Annotated in this window: 20 protein-coding genes; 2 read left to right on the top strand and 18 right to left on the bottom strand. The window is 48.7% G+C overall.

The features are described from left to right. Positions 1–67 precede the first annotated feature (67 nt). The 12 genes from FHS17_RS02215 to mutS all read right to left on the bottom strand — a co-directional run bounded on the left by FHS17_RS02215 (position 68) and on the right by mutS (position 15,399). Positions 68–1,360 (bottom strand): methionine gamma-lyase family protein, encoded by a 1,293-nt coding sequence (locus FHS17_RS02215; protein ID WP_167273649.1) that lies wholly within the window; start codon positions 1,358–1,360, stop codon positions 68–70. Between the two features lie 39 nt (positions 1,361–1,399). Next, positions 1,400–2,689, bottom strand: a complete 1,290-nt coding sequence (gene hflX, locus FHS17_RS02210) for a GTPase HflX (RefSeq protein ID WP_167273646.1) — start codon at positions 2,687–2,689, stop codon at positions 1,400–1,402. Positions 2,690–2,711: 22 nt separating this feature from the next. Further along, positions 2,712–3,692, bottom strand: coding sequence for an AAA family ATPase (locus FHS17_RS02205; RefSeq protein ID WP_167273643.1), 981 nt, complete (start codon positions 3,690–3,692; stop codon positions 2,712–2,714). Between the two features lie 120 nt (positions 3,693–3,812). Continuing rightward, positions 3,813–4,472, bottom strand: a complete 660-nt coding sequence (locus FHS17_RS02200) for a YdcF family protein (protein ID WP_167273639.1) — start codon at positions 4,470–4,472, stop codon at positions 3,813–3,815. Then, positions 4,469–5,020: a ribonuclease FAU-1 family protein gene (locus FHS17_RS02195; protein ID WP_167273635.1), complete on the bottom strand. Its 552-nt coding sequence runs from the start codon at positions 5,018–5,020 to the stop codon at positions 4,469–4,471. Before FHS17_RS02195 ends, FHS17_RS02200 begins: the two co-directional genes overlap by 4 nt. Positions 5,021–5,249: 229 nt before the next feature. Next, on the bottom strand, positions 5,250–5,873 hold the full coding sequence (locus FHS17_RS02190) for a peptidylprolyl isomerase (RefSeq protein ID WP_167276303.1): 624 nt from the start codon (positions 5,871–5,873) through the stop codon (positions 5,250–5,252). A gap of 17 nt (positions 5,874–5,890) precedes the next feature. Beyond that, positions 5,891–8,479, bottom strand: a complete 2,589-nt coding sequence (locus FHS17_RS02185) for a transglycosylase domain-containing protein (protein WP_167273631.1) — start codon at positions 8,477–8,479, stop codon at positions 5,891–5,893. A gap of 154 nt (positions 8,480–8,633) precedes the next feature. Continuing rightward, positions 8,634–8,876 carry an RNA chaperone Hfq gene (hfq, locus tag FHS17_RS02180; protein WP_015844208.1) on the bottom strand — a complete coding sequence of 81 codons (243 nt, stop codon included), beginning with the start codon at positions 8,874–8,876 and terminating at the stop codon, positions 8,634–8,636. Then, the gene (miaA, locus tag FHS17_RS02175) at positions 8,873–9,880 is read right to left on the bottom strand and encodes a tRNA (adenosine(37)-N6)-dimethylallyltransferase MiaA (protein WP_167273627.1); all 1,008 of its coding nucleotides are present in this window, start codon (positions 9,878–9,880) and stop codon (positions 8,873–8,875) included. The genes hfq and miaA overlap by 4 nt, the downstream gene beginning before the upstream one ends. Continuing rightward, complete coding sequence (locus tag FHS17_RS02170; protein WP_167273622.1) at positions 9,858–10,652, bottom strand: class I SAM-dependent methyltransferase; 795 nt, start codon at positions 10,650–10,652, stop codon at positions 9,858–9,860. Before FHS17_RS02170 ends, miaA begins: the two co-directional genes overlap by 23 nt. Further along, positions 10,649–12,664: a DNA mismatch repair endonuclease MutL gene (gene mutL, locus FHS17_RS02165; protein WP_167273617.1), complete on the bottom strand. Its 2,016-nt coding sequence runs from the start codon at positions 12,662–12,664 to the stop codon at positions 10,649–10,651. The genes FHS17_RS02170 and mutL overlap by 4 nt, the downstream gene beginning before the upstream one ends. A gap of 32 nt (positions 12,665–12,696) precedes the next feature. Beyond that, entirely contained in the window at positions 12,697–15,399 is a 2,703-nt protein-coding gene (gene mutS / locus FHS17_RS02160; protein ID WP_167273612.1) for a DNA mismatch repair protein MutS, read from the bottom strand. 213 nt (positions 15,400–15,612) lie between these two features. Between mutS and FHS17_RS02155 the strand changes: the two genes are divergently transcribed. Both FHS17_RS02155 and FHS17_RS02150 read left to right on the top strand, forming a co-directional pair. Beyond that, on the top strand, positions 15,613–16,638 hold the full coding sequence (locus FHS17_RS02155) for a CgeB family protein (RefSeq protein WP_167273608.1): 1,026 nt from the start codon (positions 15,613–15,615) through the stop codon (positions 16,636–16,638). 4 nt (positions 16,639–16,642) lie between these two features. Next, complete coding sequence (locus FHS17_RS02150; RefSeq protein ID WP_167273603.1) at positions 16,643–17,623, top strand: CgeB family protein; 981 nt, start codon at positions 16,643–16,645, stop codon at positions 17,621–17,623. Between the two features lie 17 nt (positions 17,624–17,640). Here FHS17_RS02150 and FHS17_RS02145 read toward each other — a convergent pair whose 3' ends face one another. The 6 genes from FHS17_RS02145 to FHS17_RS02120 all read right to left on the bottom strand — a co-directional run bounded on the left by FHS17_RS02145 (position 17,641) and on the right by FHS17_RS02120 (position 23,418). Next, complete coding sequence (locus FHS17_RS02145; RefSeq protein ID WP_167273600.1) at positions 17,641–18,840, bottom strand: putative amidoligase domain-containing protein; 1,200 nt, start codon at positions 18,838–18,840, stop codon at positions 17,641–17,643. A gap of 137 nt (positions 18,841–18,977) precedes the next feature. Then, on the bottom strand, positions 18,978–19,535 hold the full coding sequence (locus tag FHS17_RS02140; protein ID WP_167273596.1) for an outer spore coat protein CotE: 558 nt from the start codon (positions 19,533–19,535) through the stop codon (positions 18,978–18,980). Between the two features lie 107 nt (positions 19,536–19,642). Beyond that, complete coding sequence (locus FHS17_RS30990; protein WP_167273592.1) at positions 19,643–20,611, bottom strand: aromatic acid exporter family protein; 969 nt, start codon at positions 20,609–20,611, stop codon at positions 19,643–19,645. A 37-nt stretch (positions 20,612–20,648) separates the two neighbouring features. Then, positions 20,649–21,446 (bottom strand): ABC transporter permease, encoded by a 798-nt coding sequence (locus FHS17_RS02130; protein ID WP_415639904.1) that lies wholly within the window; start codon positions 21,444–21,446, stop codon positions 20,649–20,651. 55 nt (positions 21,447–21,501) lie between these two features. Continuing rightward, entirely contained in the window at positions 21,502–22,299 is a 798-nt protein-coding gene (locus FHS17_RS02125; protein ID WP_167273583.1) for an ABC transporter ATP-binding protein, read from the bottom strand. Positions 22,300–22,407: 108 nt separating this feature from the next. Next, complete coding sequence (locus tag FHS17_RS02120; protein ID WP_167273580.1) at positions 22,408–23,418, bottom strand: ABC transporter substrate-binding protein; 1,011 nt, start codon at positions 23,416–23,418, stop codon at positions 22,408–22,410. Positions 23,419–23,422: the final 4 nt, after the last annotated feature.

Genomic DNA, 23,422 nt, shown 5'->3' with positions numbered 1-23,422 from the left:
CTTCCAGTCGCTCATTTATACGTATATAATAACCCACCTACCAAAAACGTGTCAAGTTGTGTTAGGTTTAATTACGTTTAATTGCGATAAGTCCGTTCTTAATGAGTCGACGTAACGCTGTAAGTACACCAAACTTCGCATGGGCAAACGTCAAGCCGCCTTGCATGTAAGCAATAAATGGTTCGCGTATCGGTGCATCAGCGGATAATTCAAGGCTTCCGCCTTGGATAAACGTTCCCGCCGCCATAATAACAGGATGTTCATATCCTGGCATGTCCCATGGCTCAGGTACGACATGCGCATCAACCGCAGCAGCCTGTTGGATGCCTTGTACAAACGCTATCAGTTGCTCTGCTCTACCAAATCTAACCGCTTGAATAAGATCTGTTCGAGGCTCGGACCAATGAGGCTTAGTCTCAAAGCCAAGCTGTTCAAACATTGCCGAGGCGAAGACGCTTCCTTTCACAGCTTGTCCAACTAGATGTGGTGCAAGGAACAACCCTTGATATATTCCGCGAAGCGTGTCCAGCATAGCGCCAACTTCGCCCCCAATGCCCGGCGCAGTCAGACGAAAGGCTGCCGATTCGACTGCAGCGGCAGTTCCAACGATATAACCACCGGTTGCTGCAAGACCGCCGCCGGGATTTTTGATGAGAGAACCTGCCATTAAATCTACACCTACTTGAGTTGGCTCACGCAGTTCGGTAAATTCGCCATAACAGTTATCAACAAACACAAGCACATCAGGCTTGATTTGCTTAACCCTCTGAACCATATCGCTAATCTCATCTACAGTAAATGATGCTCTCCAGCTGTACCCTCTTGAGCGCTGAATACCAATTACTTTCGTATGCTCATTAATTGCGGCTTCTATACTATTCCAATCCAGCTTGCCGTCTTCCTGTAAGTCCACTTCGTTATAACGGATTCCCCAGTCTTGCAAGGAGCCTGTCCCATCTCCTGGCTTGCCGATCACTTTGTGTAAGGTGTCATATGGCTTCCCTGTAATGTATAGCAGTTCATCTCCAGGACGCAGCACTCCAAACAGAGCGCAGCCAATTGTATGTGTGCCCGACACGAAATGCGGACGTACCAGTGCCGCTTCGGCACCAAATACATCCGCGTATACAAGATCCAGCACTTCACGGCCGCGGTCATTGTATCCATAGCCCGTCGAGCCTGTGAAGTGAAAATCGCTTACTTGATGCCGCTGAAACGCTCGGATTACTTTCCATTGATTACGTTCAGCAATACGGTCAATCAAGCGCAGCTGCTCGCTAGCTAGTTGTTCCGCTTCTTCCGCTAATTGCTCCAGATCATTCCATATTGATTCATTTTCTTGCTCCTGATGGTCAATCATTCTAGCCTGTCTCTCCCTTTGTTATCGTAACCCAAATCCTTATTCTATATAGGGCTGTAGTTTGTATCCGTGTAATTCATATGCCTGACGGCTGACCTGAACGGTCAATCGTAACGATTCGCCATCTTCGCTAACATCATTTTCTACTACTTCCCCACTTCGATAAGCAAGTGCAATCAAATCTCCGCGGTCTGCAGGTAAGGTGAAAGTTACCGTATCACCTGTCAACTTATCTTGAATTTTATTCCGTACCAGCGTCAAATCGGCTTCCTGATAAGCGCTAATAACAAGCGTATCTGGACCTGCAATTGGCATATCCACGTTATTCTCTTCACATAGGTCTTTCTTATTATAAATCGTTAGATTAGGCGTACCCGCTGCTCCAAGATCACCTAGGATCTTCTCTACAACCGCCATTTGCTCATCGCGCATTGGTGAGCTGCCGTCCACGACATGGAGCACAAGGTCTGCTTCCAGTACTTCCTCAAGCGTCGCGCGGAATGCAGCAACAAGGTCATGAGGCAAATTCTGAATGAAGCCTACCGTATCCGTCAGTATAACTTCTCGGCCATTAGGCAGTTCAAGCGTACGAGATGTAGGATCAAGCGTTGCAAATAATTGGTTCTCTACATAGACATCTGCACTAGTAAGCTCCCTAAGCATCGTTGATTTCCCGGCATTCGTGTAACCGACCAATGCTACTTGAATAACACCAGACTTCTTACGTCTCTCCCGATGAAGCTTCCGGTGACGAACAAGCTCATCAAGCTGGGCTTTCAGATCAGTGATACGACCCCGGATATGCCTCCGGTCCGTCTCCAGCTTCGATTCACCCGGGCCTCTTGTACCAATACCGCCGCCAAGCCGTGACAAGTTCTTGCCATGACCGGACAAACGCGGCAGTAAATAGCTGAGCTGCGCCAGCTCAACTTGAATAATACCTTCACGAGTCTTAGCCCGTTGTGCGAAAATATCAAGAATAAGCTGTGTACGGTCTACGATCTTTAAATCTAGAGCTTCCTCCAAATTCCGAACCTGTGCGCCAGACAATTCCTGGTCGAAGATCGCAGTAGTCGCACCCATTTCCTCAGCAATCGCTCTTAACTCTTCCACTTTGCCTTTACCGATGAACCACTTTGTATCTTTTGCTTCTTTATTTTGCGTCATGGTGGTCAGCACTTCAGTTCCCGCTGTCTCAGCCAGCGCAACCAGTTCCGCCAGAGAATGCTCCGGATCACTAATGCTGCGCTTAATATCGGGTGTAACCAAACTGACCAGCACGGCACGTTCCAGCATAGTCATTGTCGTATTATGTGTTTTATCTCGCATGATTGCTCCTTCTAAAGTGGCGTCATTTTATTTCCCATTTAAAGTCTTCCGGTTTAATCGTCATAAGCTCCTGCTTTGGCGGAATCCCGTTCGAATATTGATTCAGCAGCCTGACAGCCTGATATCGGATAGCCTTCTCAATCAAATTCCGCACATAACGGGCGTTACTGAACGAGAACAAGTCATTCATCTTCTCTTGGATTAAATGCTGCCTTAGTTTAAATATGGACTGCGGCATCAAATAATAATCTCGATCCTTCGCCATCAGCTCAGAAATTTGAATTAATTGATCAATATTATAGTCTGGAAAATCGATTTGAATCGGAAAACGTGACGGCAACCCTGGATTAGTCAGGAGGAAATGATCGATCTCAGCAGGATAACCCGCTAAAATGAGCACAAATTGATTACGATGATCCTCCATCGCTTTTACAAGAGTATCAATTGCCTCTTTGCCGAAATCCTTCTCTCCGCCGCGCGCCAGGCTGTACGCTTCGTCCACGAATAAAACGCCGCCAATCGCTTTGCGCACCAAATCCCGCGTTTTCTGTGCTGTATGCCCGATATATTCTCCGACCAGATCTGCCCGCTCTACTTCAATCAGATGACCTTTGGAAAGTACACCCATCTTCTGGAACAGCTTCGCAACGATTCTGGCAATTGTCGTTTTGCCGGTCCCTGGATTCCCCTTGAATATCATATGATAGACATGTGATCCGCCAAACAAGCCCGCTTCCGAACGCATTCGGGTTATATATAAAAGCGCATAGACTTCATATATAAGAGATTTCACATTGTCCATCCCTACCATGGGTTCCAGCTCTTTCTGAATATCAGCAAAATGATCCCCGGGAGGGAGCGGCTTAACGGCTGGCAGCGGCTCATTATCAACTACAGGCGCAGAAGCCGTCATTTGAATGGGTTCCTGACTTCTAAGGACTACATTGATCTGACGGGACGGCCTTGCTCCATTATTCGATCCCGATATGACATGTCCGCTCATCTATCGCATCACCTATCCTTCGCACCGTCACTAGCTTGGGTACGCCAAAGAAAACAACCCCGGCATATCCCGCTTCTAACAAGTGTATTCTATCGGAATCGGTCATATTAACAGATTTTATTACAGGGAGTCTGGAGAGCGGTATCCGAACTTCAAGAGAACAGAATCCACCTTCCACTTCGTGTAAGCAAGTACTTCCCGTGATTGATTGCGGAATGGGTTCAAAACCTCAGAATGGAAGGCTGCAGCCTGCGTATTCTTGTAGCCTAGATAACGAGCTATTTCCATCGCCCTTGGCGCATGATAGTCATGTGTCACGATAAGGAGCTTATCCAAATGTTGATCAGCAGCAATCACTTTGCTGTTCAGCAGATTCTCATATGTACTTCTTGCTGCATTGTCCAGGAGCATTTTATCTGCTGGAATACCCTTCGCCATCAAATAAACCTGCATCCCTTCCGCTTCGGTCAGCTTCGAACCATTACGATCAAGACCGCCGGACAGGATAAGCATCTGAACTTTTCCATCTTTATAAAGCTTGTCCGCATAATCAAGCCGTTCTTTGAGTGCAGGACTAGGCTTGTCTGACCATAATGAAGCACCTAACACGATCGCCGCATCAGCCTGTTCAATCGGCTGGGATTCATCATAGCTGTTGATCTGCCAAATCAAATAACCGAAGAACAATACTCCCAAACATACGAATGCTGCAAAGATACGAAACAGGAGCAATCCGCGACGTTTGCGTGACTTGCTCCTCGTATGAACAATACTTTTCATGATTCTCTAAGCTCTCTCTCCGTCAAGCTTTTACGATGCTTCAAGCTGAGTGTAAAATACCGGAATCGGCCATTGCGAATACTCGAAAGCAATCTTCCAGCTGTCTTGCGGGCAAGTGCCGCTTCTTTCCCGGTTACCTCTCCTTGACGCAGGGCGTCTTCCAGTTCATCCTCATCAAGCAGGAATACTTCTCCGCTTGGCAGAACGACCACATCCAGATACAAGTCATCAAACCAAGGCACGTGCTGATCCGTCAGCCCTTGCGTCTTGCAAATATCGATATACCATTGTACAACACGGCCCTTATCGTCAAACATCGTCGTTACGACAAAATGCTCTCCCCGCGGGAAATGCTGCATCCAAAGATAACCGCGGTCTGCCAGACATAAACGCCGCCCGTTATATTCCTTCCAAAGCGGCTCGCGCAACTCATGAATCCGGTAAAACGTAACGAGGCCTTTGAACTCATCACTGTCGAGCACCAGACAATTGTAACTTTTGCGTATAATGCGACGCCAGTTAGCCCGGTCTGAAAATTTTCGTTTCATACGGAACGTACCTTTCCGTTGAGATAAGCCTTTGATGCTTGGCTTTCGATGATGATGGATAGCGTTGTAAAAAGCTTACCATAACTTAACGCTCTTCTCCAGCACGCATGCAAAATAAACCAAGCCATCCCCCACTTTTCCATGTGAAATAGCATGTATGCCACTTTCTTTTGCCCAAAAAACAAAAAAAAGGGATAGAACGGATTGTCCGTTATATCCCTTATCCAGCTTATGATTCCAAGATCGTAATCGAATTGATGATGACCTTTTCTTTCGGTACATGCTTGTCGTTGACAGGTGTCTTCGCAATATTCATGACCGTTTCCATGCCGCTGTCTACTTTTCCGAAGATCGAATAAGTAGGTGTCTGGTTCAGATTGACCGCATCAGGACCAGTGCAGATAAAAAATTGACTGCCGCCCGAATTTGGCTTACCGCTGTTCATCATCGCAACAACGCCAGGCTCAAATTTGTTACTTGTATCAAATTCATCAGGAATGGAGTACCCCGGATTACCCGTGCCATTCCCCTTTGGATCGCCGCCTTGAATCATAAAGGATTCGATAATGCTGTTAAAAGTAAGACCATCATAATAACCGCTCTTGGCGAGGAAAACAAAATTGTTAACCGTAACCGGTGATTCTGCCGCATATAGCTTAACGGTAAAATCACCTTTGCTGGTTGTAAATTTGGCCGAATACTGCTTATTCAAATTGATTGACATCTCCGGCATTTTGTCCCACTTCATCGGTTTATCAGACGAATTACCGGATGAGCCGCAGCCCGTCAATAATACAGCGATAACTGTAAAAGTCACGACGATGCTCCAGCTTATCTTCTTGAGCTTGCCCATCTTCAACGTCCAGCTCCTTACGTTTTGCCGCCAGCACTTCCGGCTTCAATTTTATCGGTAGTGCCTTTGCCCGTTGTGCCGGTGCCAGGATCGGTCGGATCGACCGAACCCCCAGCACCTTCACTTGGTTCTCCATTCCCATTGCCATTGCCATTCCCATTTCCGTTACCATTACCGGCACCGTTGCCAGGATCCGGTGAATCAACTCCGCCATTATCTGGCGTCTCCGATTCAACCGGCTGATTCGGATCAGGAGTAGGGGTTGGCGTTATTCCGCCATTCGTCCCGTCATCCGGAATATCTGGCAGGTTGCCGTCATTCGGCTGATCCGGTTCCATCGGCTGTTCAGGAATTTCAACATCTATCTCCGGCACTTCGATTGTAACCGTTTCAGAAGGCTTGCTTTCTTTATCGTCTTCCGCATTATAGGCTACCACATAATATTGGTACGACATGCCAGGGAATACGCTCATATCATCCATCTGTGGTGTAACTGCATCAGCGAATACCGAGAATTCGGATTCAGATGAGTCTTTACGATATACCCGGTACGTTACACCTTTGCTGTCTGCGGGAGCAGTCCAGGACATCTGAACTTTCAATTGATCCGGCAGGAACTCCGCTTTAAAGCCCTTTACTGCTGCCTGCTCCTTCACTTCCTGCTTAATGCCGCTAGGCTGTACAAACGATGACTTCGGAACACCTTTCATCGCCTGAGACATTACCTTGCCGAACATCGCAGCCGATTGCGCACTGCTCTTCTTAATTACGTGCTGCTTATCAGTTTTGTCATAGCCCATCCAGACAGCTGCGGTCCACTCTGGTGTATAACCAACGAACCAAGCATCCCTATTCGCGCTAGAAGTAAAGCCAGGTATACCATGCTGTGATGTACCTGTCTTACCTGCTACAGGACGGTCAATACGGGCACCTGTACCTGTACCGCCCTTCTCCAGAACGGTTTGCATCATTTGTGTCATGTACCACGCTGTTTCCGGCTTCATCAACTGTTTCGCCTGTGGAGCACGGTACGTGTATACTTTCTTGTTAGCTGTGTTCTCAATCTTCGTAATTGTATGCGGGTCAACCGATTTGCCTCCATTGGCAAATACACTGTAGGCTTCTGCCATCTGCAGAGGTGTAACCCCTTTGTAAAGGCCGCCAAGCGCAATCGCCAGGTTGCGGTCTTCCGGCTCCAGCTCCATGCCCAGCTTCTTGGCAAACGCAATACCGTTGCCGATTCCAACTTGATTCAACGTCCATACGGCTGCCAGGTTGCGAGATTCCTTAATCGCTTGCTGCATCGTCACTGGACTTGAACCATGGCTGTCATTCGGACAATAATCGCCAAAGCATTTTTGTGAATCCTGATTAAGTACTGTCCAAGGATAATAATCTCCAGATTCAAGCGCCGGACCATAGGATACGATCGGCTTGAACGCAGAACCCGGTTGACGTTGAACCTCTACACGATTCAGGCCTTTACGGACATAATCACGTCCACCAGCCATCGCCTGTATTGTTCCGTCACGGTGATCCATGATGATCATAGCACCTTGCGCTTTCTGATCGTCTGGACTCTTCTCGAAGTTATCATCATCAGCGAATTCTTTCTCAACGGCCGTCTGTGCGGTTGGATTAAGCGATGTATAGATCCTATAACCGCCAATCCGCAGCTCTTCCTCCGTCATATCCGGAATGACTTTAACGGCTTCTTCGATTACATAATCGACGTAAGCTTTATATGGATCGCTTTTCTTTTCTTCCAGATTAGCAGGCGGCTCATAAACGACCGCTTTCGCTTCTTCCATTTCCTGCTCTGTAATCAATTTTTGGTCATACATCAGCTTCAAAATGACAGCCCGGCGTGCCATAGAGGACTCTGGATCATTAATTGGATTATAGCGGTTAGGCGCCTTCGGCATGCCAGCGAGTGTCGCTATCTGCCAAATCTTCAAATCCTTCAGGTCCGTATCGAAATAAAAATCCGCGGCACCTTTAATGCCATAAATCCCTTTACCGAAAGGAATTCGGTTCAGGTACATCGTCAGAATTTCCTGCTTAGAGTATTTATTCTCAAGCGCGACCGCAATGGATGCTTCTGTCGCTTTACGGAAAAAGGTTTTGTCCGCAGTCAGGAATATATTTTTCGCCAGCTGCTGGGTGATGGTACTTGCTCCCTCCACCTTGCTTCTAGCGATAACGTCTTTCACGACAGCACGTCCGATGGAGAAGAAGTCAATCCCGGAATGCTCATAGAACCTCTGATCCTCCGTTGCTACGAAAGCATCTAGCAGAAGCTTTGGCATTTCGTTATACTCGGCGTTCTCGCGATTCTGGTTTGCGTCATAGAGCTTTGTAATCTCTTTCCCGTCCATATCATATATAATCGACGCTTCGCCAAGTTCAAGCTTATCCGCCTTCTCAGTCAAGATTCGCTCGCCGTTCAGAGTAATAAACAAATATCCGATGATGCCACAGACGATTGCAAACACGACGGTAAAGAAGAACGCAAAAAACCATTTACGAGGCGTCATCCTTTTCTTTTTCTTTGCCGTCCCCCGCTTCATCTCCTTAGGTTTGCTACGTCTAGGTTGTTCAGCCATTTGGCTCCCTCCTGTTGTTCCAAAATCTGTTTCTCTATTCTTCAATATACCCTGGAATGAAAAGAACAACCCTGCTGGAGCGGGTTGTTCTTGCCTTCCGCTATCAAGTTAAACGTTATCCGTGAATAGAAGGTTTCACAAATAACATTACGTTCTATGCTTCCGAAGCACTGTTGTCTTGCATTAATGAAACATTACGTTGTGGAGTAAACGTCGAGATCGCGTGCTTGTACACCATTTGCTGACGACCTTCACTGTCAATGATAATCGTGAAGTTATCGAACGCTTTAATAACGCCCCTGATTTGAAAACCATTCATTAAGAAAACCGTAACCGGAATGTTGTCTTTGCGCAGTTGGTTCAAGAAAGTATCTTGAATATTGATCGATTTGTTCATTGGACGTTACCCCCGTCTAAAAAAGATTGATTAGAAGTATATTCAAGATTGACTTGAAACTTTCCTGCTATTATATCATGAATCCGAAGTAAATTGTTGTGAAAATTTTCCCCCATATCAATCCACTCGATATCCTTCATGCGGCGGAACCAGGAAAGCTGGCGCTTAGCAAAGCGCCGTGTATCTCTTTTAAGCAGCTCTACGGCCGCTTCAAGTGTGCAATCCCCACGTAAATACATGACGATTTCTTTATAGCCTAGCCCCTGCATGGCAACACCATCCGCAGGTACACCACGTTCGAGCAGACCCTTCACTTCTTCGACCAAACCTTCCTCCAGCATTTGATCAATTCGCTGCTCGATCCGTGAATACAGCACTTCCCTGTCCATATTCAGACCTAGAATACATAATTCGTAGGGCGATTCTTTTTTCTGTCGCTCGAGCTGAGCCGTCATTGTCTCACCTGAGAGGTGGTAAATCTCGAGTGCGCGTATAATACGGCGCTGATCATTCGGGTGAAGCCGTTCCGCAGATTTGGGGTCAACAAGAGCCAGCCGGGCATGAAGTGCCTCTGCTCCATTTTCTTCTGCGTAAAGCTGCTGTTCCTCGCGAAATGCTGGATCTGCCCCGTTATCGTCAAATTCAAAATCATAGCAGACCGATTCAATATAAAGGCCCGTTCCGCCTACGATAAAAGGAAGCTTCCCTCTCGCCGCTATATCCGAAATCGCTTCTCGGCATTGCTCTTGGAAGTCAGCAACGGAATAAGCCTCTTCAGGCTCGTTAATATCAATCAAATGATGGATGATCCCTTGCCGCTCGGCAAACGGCAGCTTTGCCGTACCGATATCCATCGTCTTGTACACCTGCATAGAATCACCGGAAATAATCTCGGCATTCCAAGCTTTGGCCAGATCCAGACTAAGCTGTGTCTTCCCTACAGCTGTTGGTCCAACCAGCACAAGCAGCGGCTGCTTGCGGTCATTCGTTCCTGCTTCCTGCAACCTCTATCACTCCATAAGCTATTTTCGACGTATTCACATGCCGCCGTTCAAACCCAAGCCGTGCGAATTCTCCGCTGTCACGATGCTCCTTCATTACAACCGACTTACGAGCAACTCTTATCGCTTCTCGAACGGCATCAGCTGTTAACTCACTGTCATTAGCGAGGTTCCGCAAAGGCTCAAGTGCGCTCGATTCATGAATAGGCTGGCGAAACATCGGATCGAAATAGACGATATCTACACTCTTGTCCGGCAGTCCGGTCAAATATTGCGCATGATTCACATTTATCATTTGAATACGCCGCATCGCGACATCCACATCCGGCAAGCCGGATTGGTAGACCGCTAAACCTTCACGTACAACTGCACAGAGGATTGCCTGGCTCTCGATAGCGGTTACGGCTCCCGTTTCTCCTACTGCATAAGAAAATACCAGTGAATCTGACGCAAGTCCTGCTGTACAGTCAATAACACGATCTCCGGGCTTGCAGTCGGTCAAATCGATAAGAGGATCGCTCTCACCCTTGCGAAGCCTCTTCACGCGAACAAAAGCCATGCTTGGATGAAAATATAACGGCGTTTCCGTCTGACCGTCGTAAAATCGGACTTCCTTCTCCGTTACCACAATCAGCTCAATTTTCTCCATCTTCTCCGCTAATTGCCGAAGCGTCTGTCTGCCTCGTACAACATAGGGAGCTGATAGTTCATCCGCAAGCCGCTTGGCGGTAGCTAGCGCCTTCTGAGACGGCTTGTCGGAAGTTGTTACAATCATGACATCACCCGTTTAAACATTTTTTCCAATTGATAAGTAGAGATGTGGACTACTATCGGGCGTCCATGAGGACAGGTATAAGGCTGAATACACGCGGCAAGACGAGCAAGCAATACCTCGCCTTCCTCACGCGTCTTCCGGTCATTGGCTTTAATCGAAGCCTTACAAGAGCACATAATAGCCGCTTTTTCTCTGAGCTTTGCGATATTAATCGACTTACGCTCGCTTAGCAGCAGCTCTGCCATTTCCTCAATAATGGCCTGTTCCTCACCTTGCGGGAACCATTCCGGATAAGCACGTACCAGGAAGGTCTGCTGTCCGAACGGCTCAAGCTCCACTCCTGCCTCCTGAAATAATCCAATCATACCGCGCAGCTGCTCCGATTCTCCTGAAGTAAACTCAAGAGTTAATGGAACAAGCAGCTGTTGGCTGGCCGCTTCAGGATTGCCAAACTTCTGATAGTAATATTCATAATTGATCCGTTCATGGGCGGCATGCTGATCGATGAGGTACAATCCCTCTTCTGCTTGCGCCACAATGTACGTGCCGTGCAGCTGCCCAATCCAGTACAGCTCTGGGAATGTAGAGCCTTGCTGCCCTGATTCTGAATCGCTAGCAGAAGGATGCTCTCCATTATTACTTGGTAATTGTGATGCCTCTTCCGTCTGCTGGAGTGCCGGAGCAGCCTGCTCCCACGGAGCTGCAGCCTCATGCACCGATACTTCACGCTGCTCAGCAGGCTTATAGAGCCTTTCCGTTGCATCCTTTGGCACATAATCACGCTTTGGAGGCTGCGGGAAAGCTGAGCTGTAAGAGGAGCTGCTGCCGCTTGAATAGGAAGAAGATGCCTGACGATTTGGACTAAACCCGCCTCCGGATGAAGGGGCTGGGCTTGCAAACGGTGACCGCTCCTGACCGGACGGTTGAGTCTGATTCATTGGGTCTGGCCGATGGAAAGAGATCGCATCCTGCACGAATAACGGCTTCTCGCGTTCCTGCTTCTCTGCAGGTCCTGGGATATGACGAACTTGCCCAAGGGCCTCCTTCACCGCCTGCTCTACTAACGTACGAAGCTCGGTTTCTTTACTGAATCGAACCTCCATCTTGGACGGATGCACGTTAACATCAAGCAGACTTGGATGCATTCCGATCTCCAGTACAACAATTGGGAATCGGTTAATCGGCAAAAGCGTATGGTAAGCCTGCAGGATCGCCTGGTTCACCGTATGACTGCGGATATACCGTCCGTTCACGATAACAGTCATCCCGTTGCGATTCGCCCGAGTCAGCTCCGGCTTCGAAATATAGCCGCGCAGATCATAATCGGATGTCTCGCCTTCCACCTTCAGCATCGCCTTCGCCGTATTCGTTCCATACACAGCTGCAATAACTTGCTGCCGATCTCCGGTACCAAGCGTACGAAGCAGAACGGAACCGTTATGTTTCAAGGTCACGGCAATACCCGGATGAGCCAGCGCTATTCGGTAGACATAGTCGGTAATATGACCAAGCTCCGTTTGGATAGCTTTCATATATTTCAGCCTTGCCGGCGTGTTATAAAATAAATCCCGCACCGACATATCGGTGCCTTGAGGAGCATTGGCTGGTTCGTTAGCCGTTACCGTACCGCCTTCAATATAAAGGCGCTGTGCAAGGCCGCTCGAATCAATTGATGAGACGCACTCGAGCCGCGACACAGCCGCGATACTTGGCAGCGCTTCGCCGCGAAAACCTAGGCTTGCAATTCTGAACAGATCACTGCTGGAAGAGATTTTGCTGGTCGCATGGCGTTGGAACGCCGTTTCCATATCGGCTGGCTCGATCCCCGAGCCATTATCCGTTACCCGAATGTACGATAATCCGCCTTCTTCGATCGTAATATCAATGACGGAGCTCCCCGCATCAATTGCATTTTCCACTAATTCCTTAATAACCGATGCCGGACGCTCCACGACTTCACCCGCCGCGATCTGGTTCGCAAGCTGTTCATCAAGCACCTGGATTTTCCCCATCTTTAAATCCCTCCTTCCTCAATCACTTACAATTAATCATTTATCTTTTGTTTCATTTCATTCAACCATTGCATCGCCTGCATCGGCGTCATATTAAACAGATCCAGCTTCCGAAGCTGATCTGCAAGCTGCTCGGCCTTAGGCGACGCTTTGCGGCGTCCTTGCTCCTGCTGATGCACCGCAGGCACACCAGGCTCATCAAAGATAGAGAGCTGAACAGCAGCTGCCGTCTCTTTGATTGCTAGTTCAGGTTCAGGCGCGGTGATATAAGATGGAACGGTCTGAGCTTCGGCCACTTTGTACACGGGCTGCTTCTTGTCACTTGAAACTTGCAGCAAGTTCTCAGCATCGGCTTCCAAGTGCTCCAGTAAGACGTAAGCACGGTCGATAATTGAATCCGGCAAACCCGCCAGTCTTGCACAATAAATCCCGTAGCTCGTGCTTGCAGCACCAGGAATCAGCTTACGCAGGAACGTCACATGATCGCCGCTTTCCTGAACGGCCATACAGGCGTTCGCAAGCTTCGGTAATGTGGCTTCCAGATGCGACAGCTCATGGAAATGCGTCGAGACAAGTGCTTTACAGCCAATATGATGGTGGACGAATTCAATAACAGCCTGAGCGATCGACATGCCTTCACTTGTTGAAGTCCCTCGGCCAAGTTCATCAATGATAACGAGACTGTTCTCGGTCGCTTTTTCCGTCATCAGCTGGATATCCTTCATCTCGACCATAAACGTACTTTGACCGCCAATGAGATCATCCGCTGCGCCAATCCGTGTGAAGATACGGTCAATGAGCGGAATCTCTGCCGCTTTCGCTGGTACAAAGCAGCCAATCTGCGCCATGATACAAATCAGTGCTACTTGGCGCATGTAGGTGCTTTTACCTGCCATATTTGGACCAGTAATCAGCAGCATCGACTGCTCATCGTGACGAAGTGCAGTAGAGTTAGAGATGAATGGAATACCTTCCATCATCGCTTCAACAACGGGATGTCTTCCTTCTTCAATAACCAAATTAAACTGATCAGTAATGGTTGGACGAGTGAATCTTCTCTCTGCACTAACTGTTGCAAGCGACTGATAAACATCAAGCTCAGCAACTACTTCTGCAAGACGCTGCAGTCGGTGCAGCTGCAAAGCCAGATGATCGCGAAGCTCAATGAAGCGTGCATACTCCAGATCGACCATTTTGTCTTCTGCTTCAAGGATCAGCCGTTCCTTCTCTTTCAGCTCCGGTGTGACAAACCGTTCCGCATTCGCGAGTGTCTGCTTGCGCTCGTAACGGCCTTCTGGCAGCAGCGCCAGACTACCCTTAGATACTTCTAGAAAATAACCAAATACCTTATTGAAGCCGATTTTGATCGTCTTGATGCCTGTTGCTTCCCGCTCCTGACGCTCAAGCTCAGCCAGCCATTTCTTGCCGTTGGTGCTTGCTTCACGAAGCTGGTCCAGGTAATCATCGTAACCGGCACGAATTAATCCGCCCTCCCGAATCGATACAGGCGGCTCGTCCACAATGACCGTCTCGATCATTTCCGCGAGATCCGTGCAATCATCAAGTCCATCCACAAGCAGGCGAAGCCGTTCGGAACCCGCATTCCTTGCTAGCTCCACCAGTTGAGGCGTGCGGCGAATGGAGCTCCTAAGTGCATTCATATCTCTGCCGTTCGCACTGCCGAAGGCAACCCGTCCAACTAGACGCTCAAGATCATAAATATGATTCATCTCAGAACGAATATCGTCCCTTGCAATTAAATTCCGATATAAAGCATCAACCGCTTCGTAACGCTCTTCAATCTTGGAACGGTTAAGAAGCGGCTTATCGATCCAGCGGCGGAGAAGCCTTGCCCCCATCGAGGTTTGCGTCCGGTCCAGCAGCCACAAAAGAGAGCCTTTTTTGCTCCGGTCGCGCACCGTCTCAGTAAGCTCCAGGTTACGGCGCGTATAGTGATCGAGAATCATATATTGATTGGGTTCATAAGTACGTATGGTACGAACATGGCCAAGTGAACGCTTCTGCGTCTCCTCAAGATATCCCGTCAAAAGGCTGACTGCACGATATCGGGCATCATTCAAACCTTCGAGCTGTGAGCGATCAAATTGTTCAATGAGCTTGTCCTCTGCCATAGGCTCCCGCGCGGTTAGCAGAACAGGACGATTCCAGACCGCATTCTCCCGCAGCTGCGTAAGTAATGCCTCATCACCAACAATTTCTGCCGGCTGGTAAACGTTAATCTCATCAATGAGCGTATCAAGGTTGTACACAAGTGAGGTTACATACAGCTCGCCAGTCGATAAATCACAAGCAGCCAGCCCCATCGCGGAAGCAGAGACCGATCCAACGGAGACGATAAAGTTATTAGATTTGTCGGATAGTGATTTGGTCTCCATCACCGTGCCTGGCGTAATTACTCGTACAATTTCACGGCGTACAACGCCTTTGGCTGCGGACGGGTCCTCTACTTGCTCACAGACCGCGACTTTATAGCCTTTTTCCACAAGCCTTGCAATATAGTTCTCTGCAGAATGATAAGGGACGCCGCACATCGGAATTTTCTCCGTGCCGCCTCCCTCTCTGCCCGTTAATGTAATTTCAAGTTCACGTGATGCATGAATGGCATCATCGAAAAACATCTCGTAAAAATCGCCGAGACGGAAAAAGAGGAACGCATCTTTCGCTTGTTCCTTAATCGCAAGATATTGTTGAATCATCGGGGTATAGCCAGCCACTGTTGCCCCTCCCAGGTTAATAGCATTATTTGATCCTATATAAACATCATCATGCTATTATACCAAGCGGATTGCGGCGCGCCAACCTGCGATGGTCCGAGCCATACAGGTGATTGTCAGAAAAAGCGCTCCCAGGCTGGGAAGCTGCCTATACCTCAACTTTGTCAATGAATACAATGTCCAGTAACTAGGTCCGAAATCGAGGGAGAAGAAATGAGCAAACATCGGCTTAACATCTTGTTTCTGGAAAACCACCCCATGTGGATTCATGGTCTGCCTAACGGGTTTCGCAAATTGGGACATGAGGTTATGACCAGTTTGCCTCAAACGATGACATATGCAGCATTGGATAAATTTAAACCGGATCTGATCATAGCGATCAGCTGGACACCTTCAAATGACAAGCCAAAAAAACAAGAGCGAATTGCGTCTCTTGTTCAGCATGCAAAAGCACCCTATATTTACTGGTCCACCGAGGATCCAGGTTTTACGAAACGTGTATCCCTTCCATTAATTAAACGGACAAAGCCGGACTTTGTATTTTCAATACACCGGCCGACTGTCGCTAAGTTTAAGCAATTAGGCATAAGAGCCGCCCATTTGGATTTCGGAAGTGATTCAAGCGTACACCGGCGTATGAAGCCGCTGCAGAAGTACAAAGGGACCGCAGCTCTAGTTGCAAACGGGTATCCGAATTTATTTAAGACACGCCCGCATAATTATCGGTTTCAATCTTTGCGAAGGCTGGTTAATCCCTTCCTCTCTTCTGCCTATAAGACCGATCTGTATGGCAGGTACTGGAATGAAATGAAATCGATCTTCAAGAGCCCCATTGCCGCGAACCGTATTCATGGCTATTTGCCCTATAAAGAGGCGAGTAAAGTATACAGCTCTGTCGACTACGTGCTTGGACCGCAGAATGCGAGAGACCGCCTTACTCAGCGTACCTATGAAATTCTGGCTTCGGGCGGGTTGTTGATCACCGATGACACACCAGAAGTTCGCAAATGGTTCAAGCCGGGGCAGGATTTACTTGTCACTTCTTCTGAACAAGAAACCGCCAGATTAATTGCGTATTACAAAACAAAGCCCAAACTGAGGGAGCGTATACGGGCAAACGCAGTTAAAGCCGCGGCAGCCTACTCCTACACGGTTCGGGCTGGCTTTATCCTTCAAAAGCTTTATGAGGAAGGTATTTTAGGCAAGAAGGAGATCGGATTATCTGCAAAGGGACGGTGAGAGTATGAAAATTCTGTTCCTGGAACGCGGCGGGATATGGCGGTACGGACTCCCCGATGGCCTGAGGGATTTGGGGCATGAGGTTCGCATGTCAGGACCTGTTACCTTACGCTCCATTACCACCCAAATAAATGAGTTTAAACCTGATCTGTTTTTTTATGTGGGGTGGGGTTATGATCATACGCCTGCCAAGCAAACACTCATACGAAAGCTAGCTGATACACACAAAATTCCGATTATCTATTGGTCGGTGGAAGACCCTAATTTCACTGAAGAATTTACACTGCCTTTATTGAAACGAATGAAGCCTGAGTATGTGTTCACCATTTCCGCCAAGACCGCTGTAACCTTCCGTAAATTAGGCTATCCGTGTGATTATATGGATTTTGGCTTCCACTCCAATATTCACAGGCGGGTTCGTCCAATAGCCAAATATAAAGCAGACATTGCTGTTGTAGCCAATGCCTATCCCGATGTTCTAAAGCGTTACCCTAAGTTATACAGGCGCAAAACGATCGATATCCTGATCCGGCCGCTCATCAAGGCGGGATACCGGATCGATTTCTACGGACGTAATTGGCATCTGATGAAGCCTTTCCTGGGACGATCATTACCGAAGTCCTGGATTAAGAAGCCTATTCCCTACAAAAATGCCAATCAAGTATACAGCTCTGCGAAGATTATGCTTGGACTGCAAAATTATACGGATATGGCCACTCAGCGAACCTATGAAATCGTAGGCTCGGGTGGTTTCCTGCTCACCAGTAATACCAGTGGAGTGAGAAAGCTTCTACAATCGGGGCGGGATGCGGCGCTTTCTTCTTCTCCTCAAGAAACCCTTCGACTAGTCCGGCATTATTTGGCCAATCCAAAAGAACGTGAACGGGTAAGATTAAACGGACGCCAGGCCATCGCTTCGCATACGTATACCCAGCGCGCGAGCAAAATGCTTGATGCCCTTAAGAAGCATGGCATTATTAAGTAATATTGAAAAAATGAAGCTTATTCAGGGCGCGGGATGCGCCATTTGACGCGGATGTCAGCCCGCTCATCCCAAGTAACGCCGCGCTTCGCCGCATCGAGCACAGGCTCGATGTACGGCGCCAGCGCGGCGTAGCTGTCTGTCGCCGACATTGCTGCGGCGACACGGTCCAGGCAGCCGGCGAGCTCTGTGCGGTCGCCGGCGTAGTAAGCTTCGACATACCGCTCATCAAGAGCGGGTATGTCATGCAGGGCATCCGCCTCGCGCGCGCAAAGAAGCGCAAGCGCGAAGGCGGCTTTTGCCGCTGCCGGCGACACGAGCCAGCTCGGCAGCGTGCGGTACTCGAAACCGCCATGCGGCTGCAGGCGGTAATCGCCCAAGATGCCGTAGCGGGGGCGACGCCCGCGTCCGGCAGGATCCTCGACAAGCGCCAGCGGCATCGCCGCGTAGCTGTCGAGCAGCCTGAGCAGGCGCGGCGTCAGCCGCACGCCGCTCAGATGGATATGCCCGCCGAGCGCAAGCCCCGGCACGGGCATGGCACCCGCGGCCCAGCGGAGGCTCGGGTCGCGGACAAGCTCGGCGGCGCGAAACAAGAGCCGCCGCACATTAGCGGCGAGCCCCGCCACATCGGCGGCTGGCTCAGGCCGAAGCTCGGCGACGGGATAAACAAGCCGCCGCCCAACCAGCATCGCGTCGCTGCCCGCAGCACCGCCAACGCCTTCACCCAAATACCGTGAGGCAGGTGCGATTTTGCCATCTGGCCGAATCAGTACAAATTCCGGATCAGCCCCGATAAGAAGCTTAGCATGCTGCGGTAAGCTATCCTTTTCCCATATTGCTGGAGGAGTCTTCCGCATCTTTCGTGCTGCTCTCATCGATGCGCGTCCGTCCGTACCAAGTGCAACATCAGCCTCTCCAATATCAATGCCTACGGCGTATAAACCGGCAATAGCTGTTCGGATGACACGACGAAGCATCCCATCTTCCGGCCACTCAGCAGGACGGTCTAGAGCCTGCACAATCGCCTCTTCACTTCCTATCGGCTTTCCTAACCTGTTAATCCTTCTCAGCTCAAGGAGAGCCAAATTAGCAATACCAACACGAAATAACCTCTCGTCTTCCTGCTGCTCACGGGAAAGGCCGGCGCGGTGCCACCTGCGGAGCATCTCTTGGTCAGTCATGACTGCTGCATCAAGCCGGTTCAGCCGGTTTCCAGCCATCCCGCCACCTTCTTCTGCTTCGATTCGAATCCCCGTAACCCATGCCCAAATTGTGCGAATTCAACAAAAAGAGGGCTTTCGCCCTCGAATTTGCCGCTCTCGCGGCATATCTTACAGTACAGAAGCGGAAAGCCGGATTACAGTTCGTCGTCCAGTAAATCCGGATCCAAATCCTCGTAGTCCCCGTCGCCGAGACCGAAGTCAAGTTCTTTACCGTCGTCGTAGCCGCCTGGGAAGCAGGCTACCCAAACCTTCGTTTCGGCGATCATTTCTACGGCAAATTCGCGTTCAACACGAACCGTAACACCTGAACCGCTCGATGAGATGTTCGCCTCAATGCAGTTTGGCTCTTGGATGCAATCGGAAGATACTTCTTCTGTAGCAGACCGATGCTTCGGATCCAGATAAGAAAGAGGAACATGCTCAACATAATGTACGGATTCTTTTGCTACGTCCGTTTGCGAGTTTTTGCTGTACGAATACCAAATATTGATATCGTAAGTACCTATTACCTCAATGCCGTCGCCCGATCTGACCGCTTCATATTGGTGGTTGATTATCCATGCACCTAAGATGCTAGTCGGATGATGAGGCGGTGTTACGGTATGAGAGACAGTGGAAAACTTACGACCTTTCCCGCAGACAGCTTTCGTTATAATCTCTCTACCTTGTAGCTGTTTATCTGCAAATGTCATCGATTTAACCTCCTCCATACAATCATTCAATTAAAGTGTATGCAGGTCATTCGTCTAGGGTGACTGAATCTTTTCCCGCGCCGCCACGAATTTTATCCCTCTTTATTTTATGGCACCGCTTTGTCTAACATGACATTTCTTTTCTTTAATCTCTTCGCAATCTCCAAATATCTTTCAAGCTCCATCCTCATCTTCAAAATGGCAGCACGAACTTCGAATTCATCACGTGTTCTTGGGAGCTCCATTGCTCGGTACATCTGCCTAAGATCGGACAAGCGTTGCTCCGTAATCCCCCGGTAGACCTCAGATTTGACTTCTTCAGAGAGCAGCTCCAATATTTCTGCCAGCGGTTCGTTCTGCGGCAGCTTCTCATAGACAAGCGCAAGTTCCTCGAGCATCCCTTGAACCGATTCCAGCTGCAGACGTCTCATCTCAAAGTAAGTAGACCAATAATGCTCCTGGCCGATTAAACGATTTTCCTTGTTCAGCACCGCTCTACGCGCGCCTTCTTCTATTATCCTGTGAGCCTCAAGCAGCTCACTTCCGTTCCAGATGTGAGAAGGATTACGCAGTGTTAAAGCCATCTCGGTAAAAACAATACCAAATAGCCGTTCTACGGAACCTTTGAGCGATTCAAGCAGATGTTGATCCTTCGGCATGTAGATAAAGTTAATGACCGTCGCCCAGCCGAGACCAACAAGCATAAGAAGGACTTCATTCACAAGCACATCAACCGTTACTTCACCATGAGCAAACAGCTGGAAAACGATAACCGCACTTGTCACAATTCCATCCTTTAGGTTAAACCGTGCCAATACCGGGAACGTCATTAAGATAAATAACGCCACGACCCAAATATGAAAACCAAAAATTATAAATGCCAAAGAGGCAAAAAAAAGTCCCAGTGAAGAAGCGACGAAACGCTCAATAGCGCTCTTCAGCCCTTTCATCCGGCTGACTTCAACACCGAGAATAGCAAGAATACCCGCACCAAGCGGCGGATCCAAATGAAAATATACAGCCGTATAAATGGCTATAATGGCTGCTAGAGCTGTTTTGATAATGCGAATACCCACTAAATTCCCTCACGTTCGGATTTATTAATACCTTATCCTAACGCTCGCGCCAGCCTGACGTCAACTTCCGTTCCAATATCGACACAAGTTGATACATGATGGTCGCAACGACCGCGATTACAATCAGGGTCGATAGTACGAGGGTAAAGTTAAATACCTGGAATCCATAAATCATCAAATAACCGAGTCCAAGCTTCGCAACGAGGAACTCCCCTACAATTACACCAATCCAGGCAAGGCCTACGTTAACTTTTAACGCTGAGATGATCACAGGAAAGGACGCTGGCAAAATTACAAGGCGGAACAACTGTGCCCTATTCGCACCAAACAATCGGACAACCTTTATATAACCGGCGTCTATCTCTCTGAACCGGTTATAAATATTGATCGTTGTAATGATAACGGTCACCGATAAGGTTACCGCCACAATTGAAGTGAAACCCGGTCCGAGACTGACAATAAACAGTGGTCCAAGCGCTACCTTCGGTAAACTGTTCAATACGACAAGATAAGGATCAAGTACCCTTGATAGAAAAGGAAACCACCAAAGCAGTGCAGCAATCGCTGTACCTACCAGTGTACCCAGTAAAAATCCGATAATCGTCTCTGATACCGTCATCCCAATATGCGGCCAGATGGATCCGTCAGCCATGGAGCTCCACAGCTGCTTAATAAGCTTGGTAGGATAACTGAACAGCAGCGGGTCAATCCATCTTTGTCGGCCTGCTGCTTCCCATAGGGCAATGAACAGCAGTAAAATCGCAGCTTGAGTGGTTCCAACAGCTGCGGTAAGCCGTCTTGCCTTCTGCTTATACTGCGTATGAAGTTCCTTCATATCACTTACGCGATCCTCTTGAATACCGGATAACGAAATATTCTTTTTAGGCCATTTATTCGGCATGCCCGCCGCCTCCTTCCACACGATTAAGCTCTGCCCACAGCTGATCAAAAACATCCTGGAAGCCCGGCAGCTTACGTGCCTCCATCGGGGTAACCTGCCGGATCTCCTCCGGTACTTCAAGCTGCTTTACGATTCTTCCTGGGTTCGCGGCAAGCACGATCACTCGATCACTCATGGCAACGGCTTCCGCCAGATCATGGGTAACGAGAACTGCCGTTTTGCCTAGACGTGTCAGCGTTTCATCAACTAGATCTTCAAGCTGAAGCTTAATATGCAGATCAAGCGCAGAAAAGGGTTCATCCAGCAGCATAACCTCCGGATTGGTTGCCAGCATACGCGCCAAGGCAACGCGCTGCCGCATACCGCCAGACAACTCATGCGGATATTTGGTCCCTGAACCTGGCAATCCCAGCTCGGTCAGAAGCCGATCTACTTCCTTCAAGGCTGCTGCTGTCTTACCGCCGGTTATTTCAAGTCCAATCGCAGCGTTGTCTCGAATCGTCCGCCATGGAAACAAAAAATCCTGCTGCAGCATATAGCCAACCAGCTTTGACGGACCAAGGACAGGCACCCCAGCAAGAAGCACCTGTCCGCTGCTTGGAGGAAATAAACCCGCCAGCATACTAAGAATGGTCGTTTTGCCGCAGCCGCTAGGACCGACGAGGCTGACGAACTCGCCGCGCCGTACCGTCAAATTTAATTTCTCGACGGCCAAGGAAGCCCCCTTCTCGTTGACATAAACATGGGATACGTCCTTAAGCTCGAGTCGATAATCTTCGCCAGCCATTGTAGTCCCTCCCAAAAAGAATTACCACATAAATGGCTTGATATTAGCCATTTTGTGGTGATTCTTACTTCGTAAGCATCATATTAAAGAATTACCACATAAGTGGCCTTACTTCTCCACATCTTCAATTGCTTTTTCTGCAAAGCTGTTATCAACAATTTTGTCATGCTCTGTACGTTCCTTCAGCTCTCCAGCCGAAGTCATGACATCCAGCAGGTTATTCCATTCGCCTTCATCAATGATTGGATCAGTAGCATAAGAGCCTTGCTGCTTATAACGATCAATCGAGCTGATCAGAATGTCTTTATCCACATTATCGAAGTAAGGCGCAACAACTTCTGCTATCGTCGCGGCGTCATTCTCCTGTACCCATAGCTGCGCACGGTGAATAGCATCTGTAAACGATTGGATCACAGCTGTATTTTTCTTAATATAGCTTTGTTTCGTCATAAACACGGTATAAGGCAGATGACCGCTCTCTACACCAAATGATGCGACAACCTTGCCAGTACCCTCTTTCTCAAATACAGATGCCGTTGGCTCGAACAGCTGTACATAATCCCCAGTACCAGAAGCAAATGCAGGAGCGATATTCGCGAAATCCACGTTCTGAATCAGTTCCAGATCTTCTTGAGGGTTAATTTCATGCTTCTTCAGCGTAAATTCACCTGCCATTTGCGGCATTCCACCTTTACGCTGTCCGAGGAAAGTTGAACCTTTTAAGTTGTTCCAATCAAAATTCGCATCATTACGCGCCACAAGGAACGTACCATCGGTTTGCGTCACCTGCGCAAAGTTAATAACCGGGTCATCCGAGCCTTGCTGATACACATAAATAGATGTTTCCGAACCAACAAGTGCAACATCAATCGAGTTGGACAACAGTGCTGTCATTGTTTTGTCCCCGCCTGCTGTTGTCGTCAGCGTCACGTCCAGCCCTTCATCTGCAAAGAAGCCTTTTGCAAGAGCCACATATTCTGGAGCGTAAAAGACCGACCGTGTTACTTCGCCAATGGTCAGCTTTGTTTTCTCCGAGCTTCCTTTGCCGCAGCCCGCCAATGCAGCCGTTGTTGTCAACGCCACAATGAGGAGCAGCGACAGCCATAGCTTTCTCTTCATCTCT

The sequence above is a fragment of the Paenibacillus lupini genome, assembly GCF_011761355.1.
GTDB classification, from domain to species: domain Bacteria; phylum Bacillota; class Bacilli; order Paenibacillales; family Paenibacillaceae; genus Pristimantibacillus; species Pristimantibacillus lupini.
Note: the sequence above shows the minus strand (reverse complement) of the source record. Positions and strands in the feature narration are given on the sequence as shown.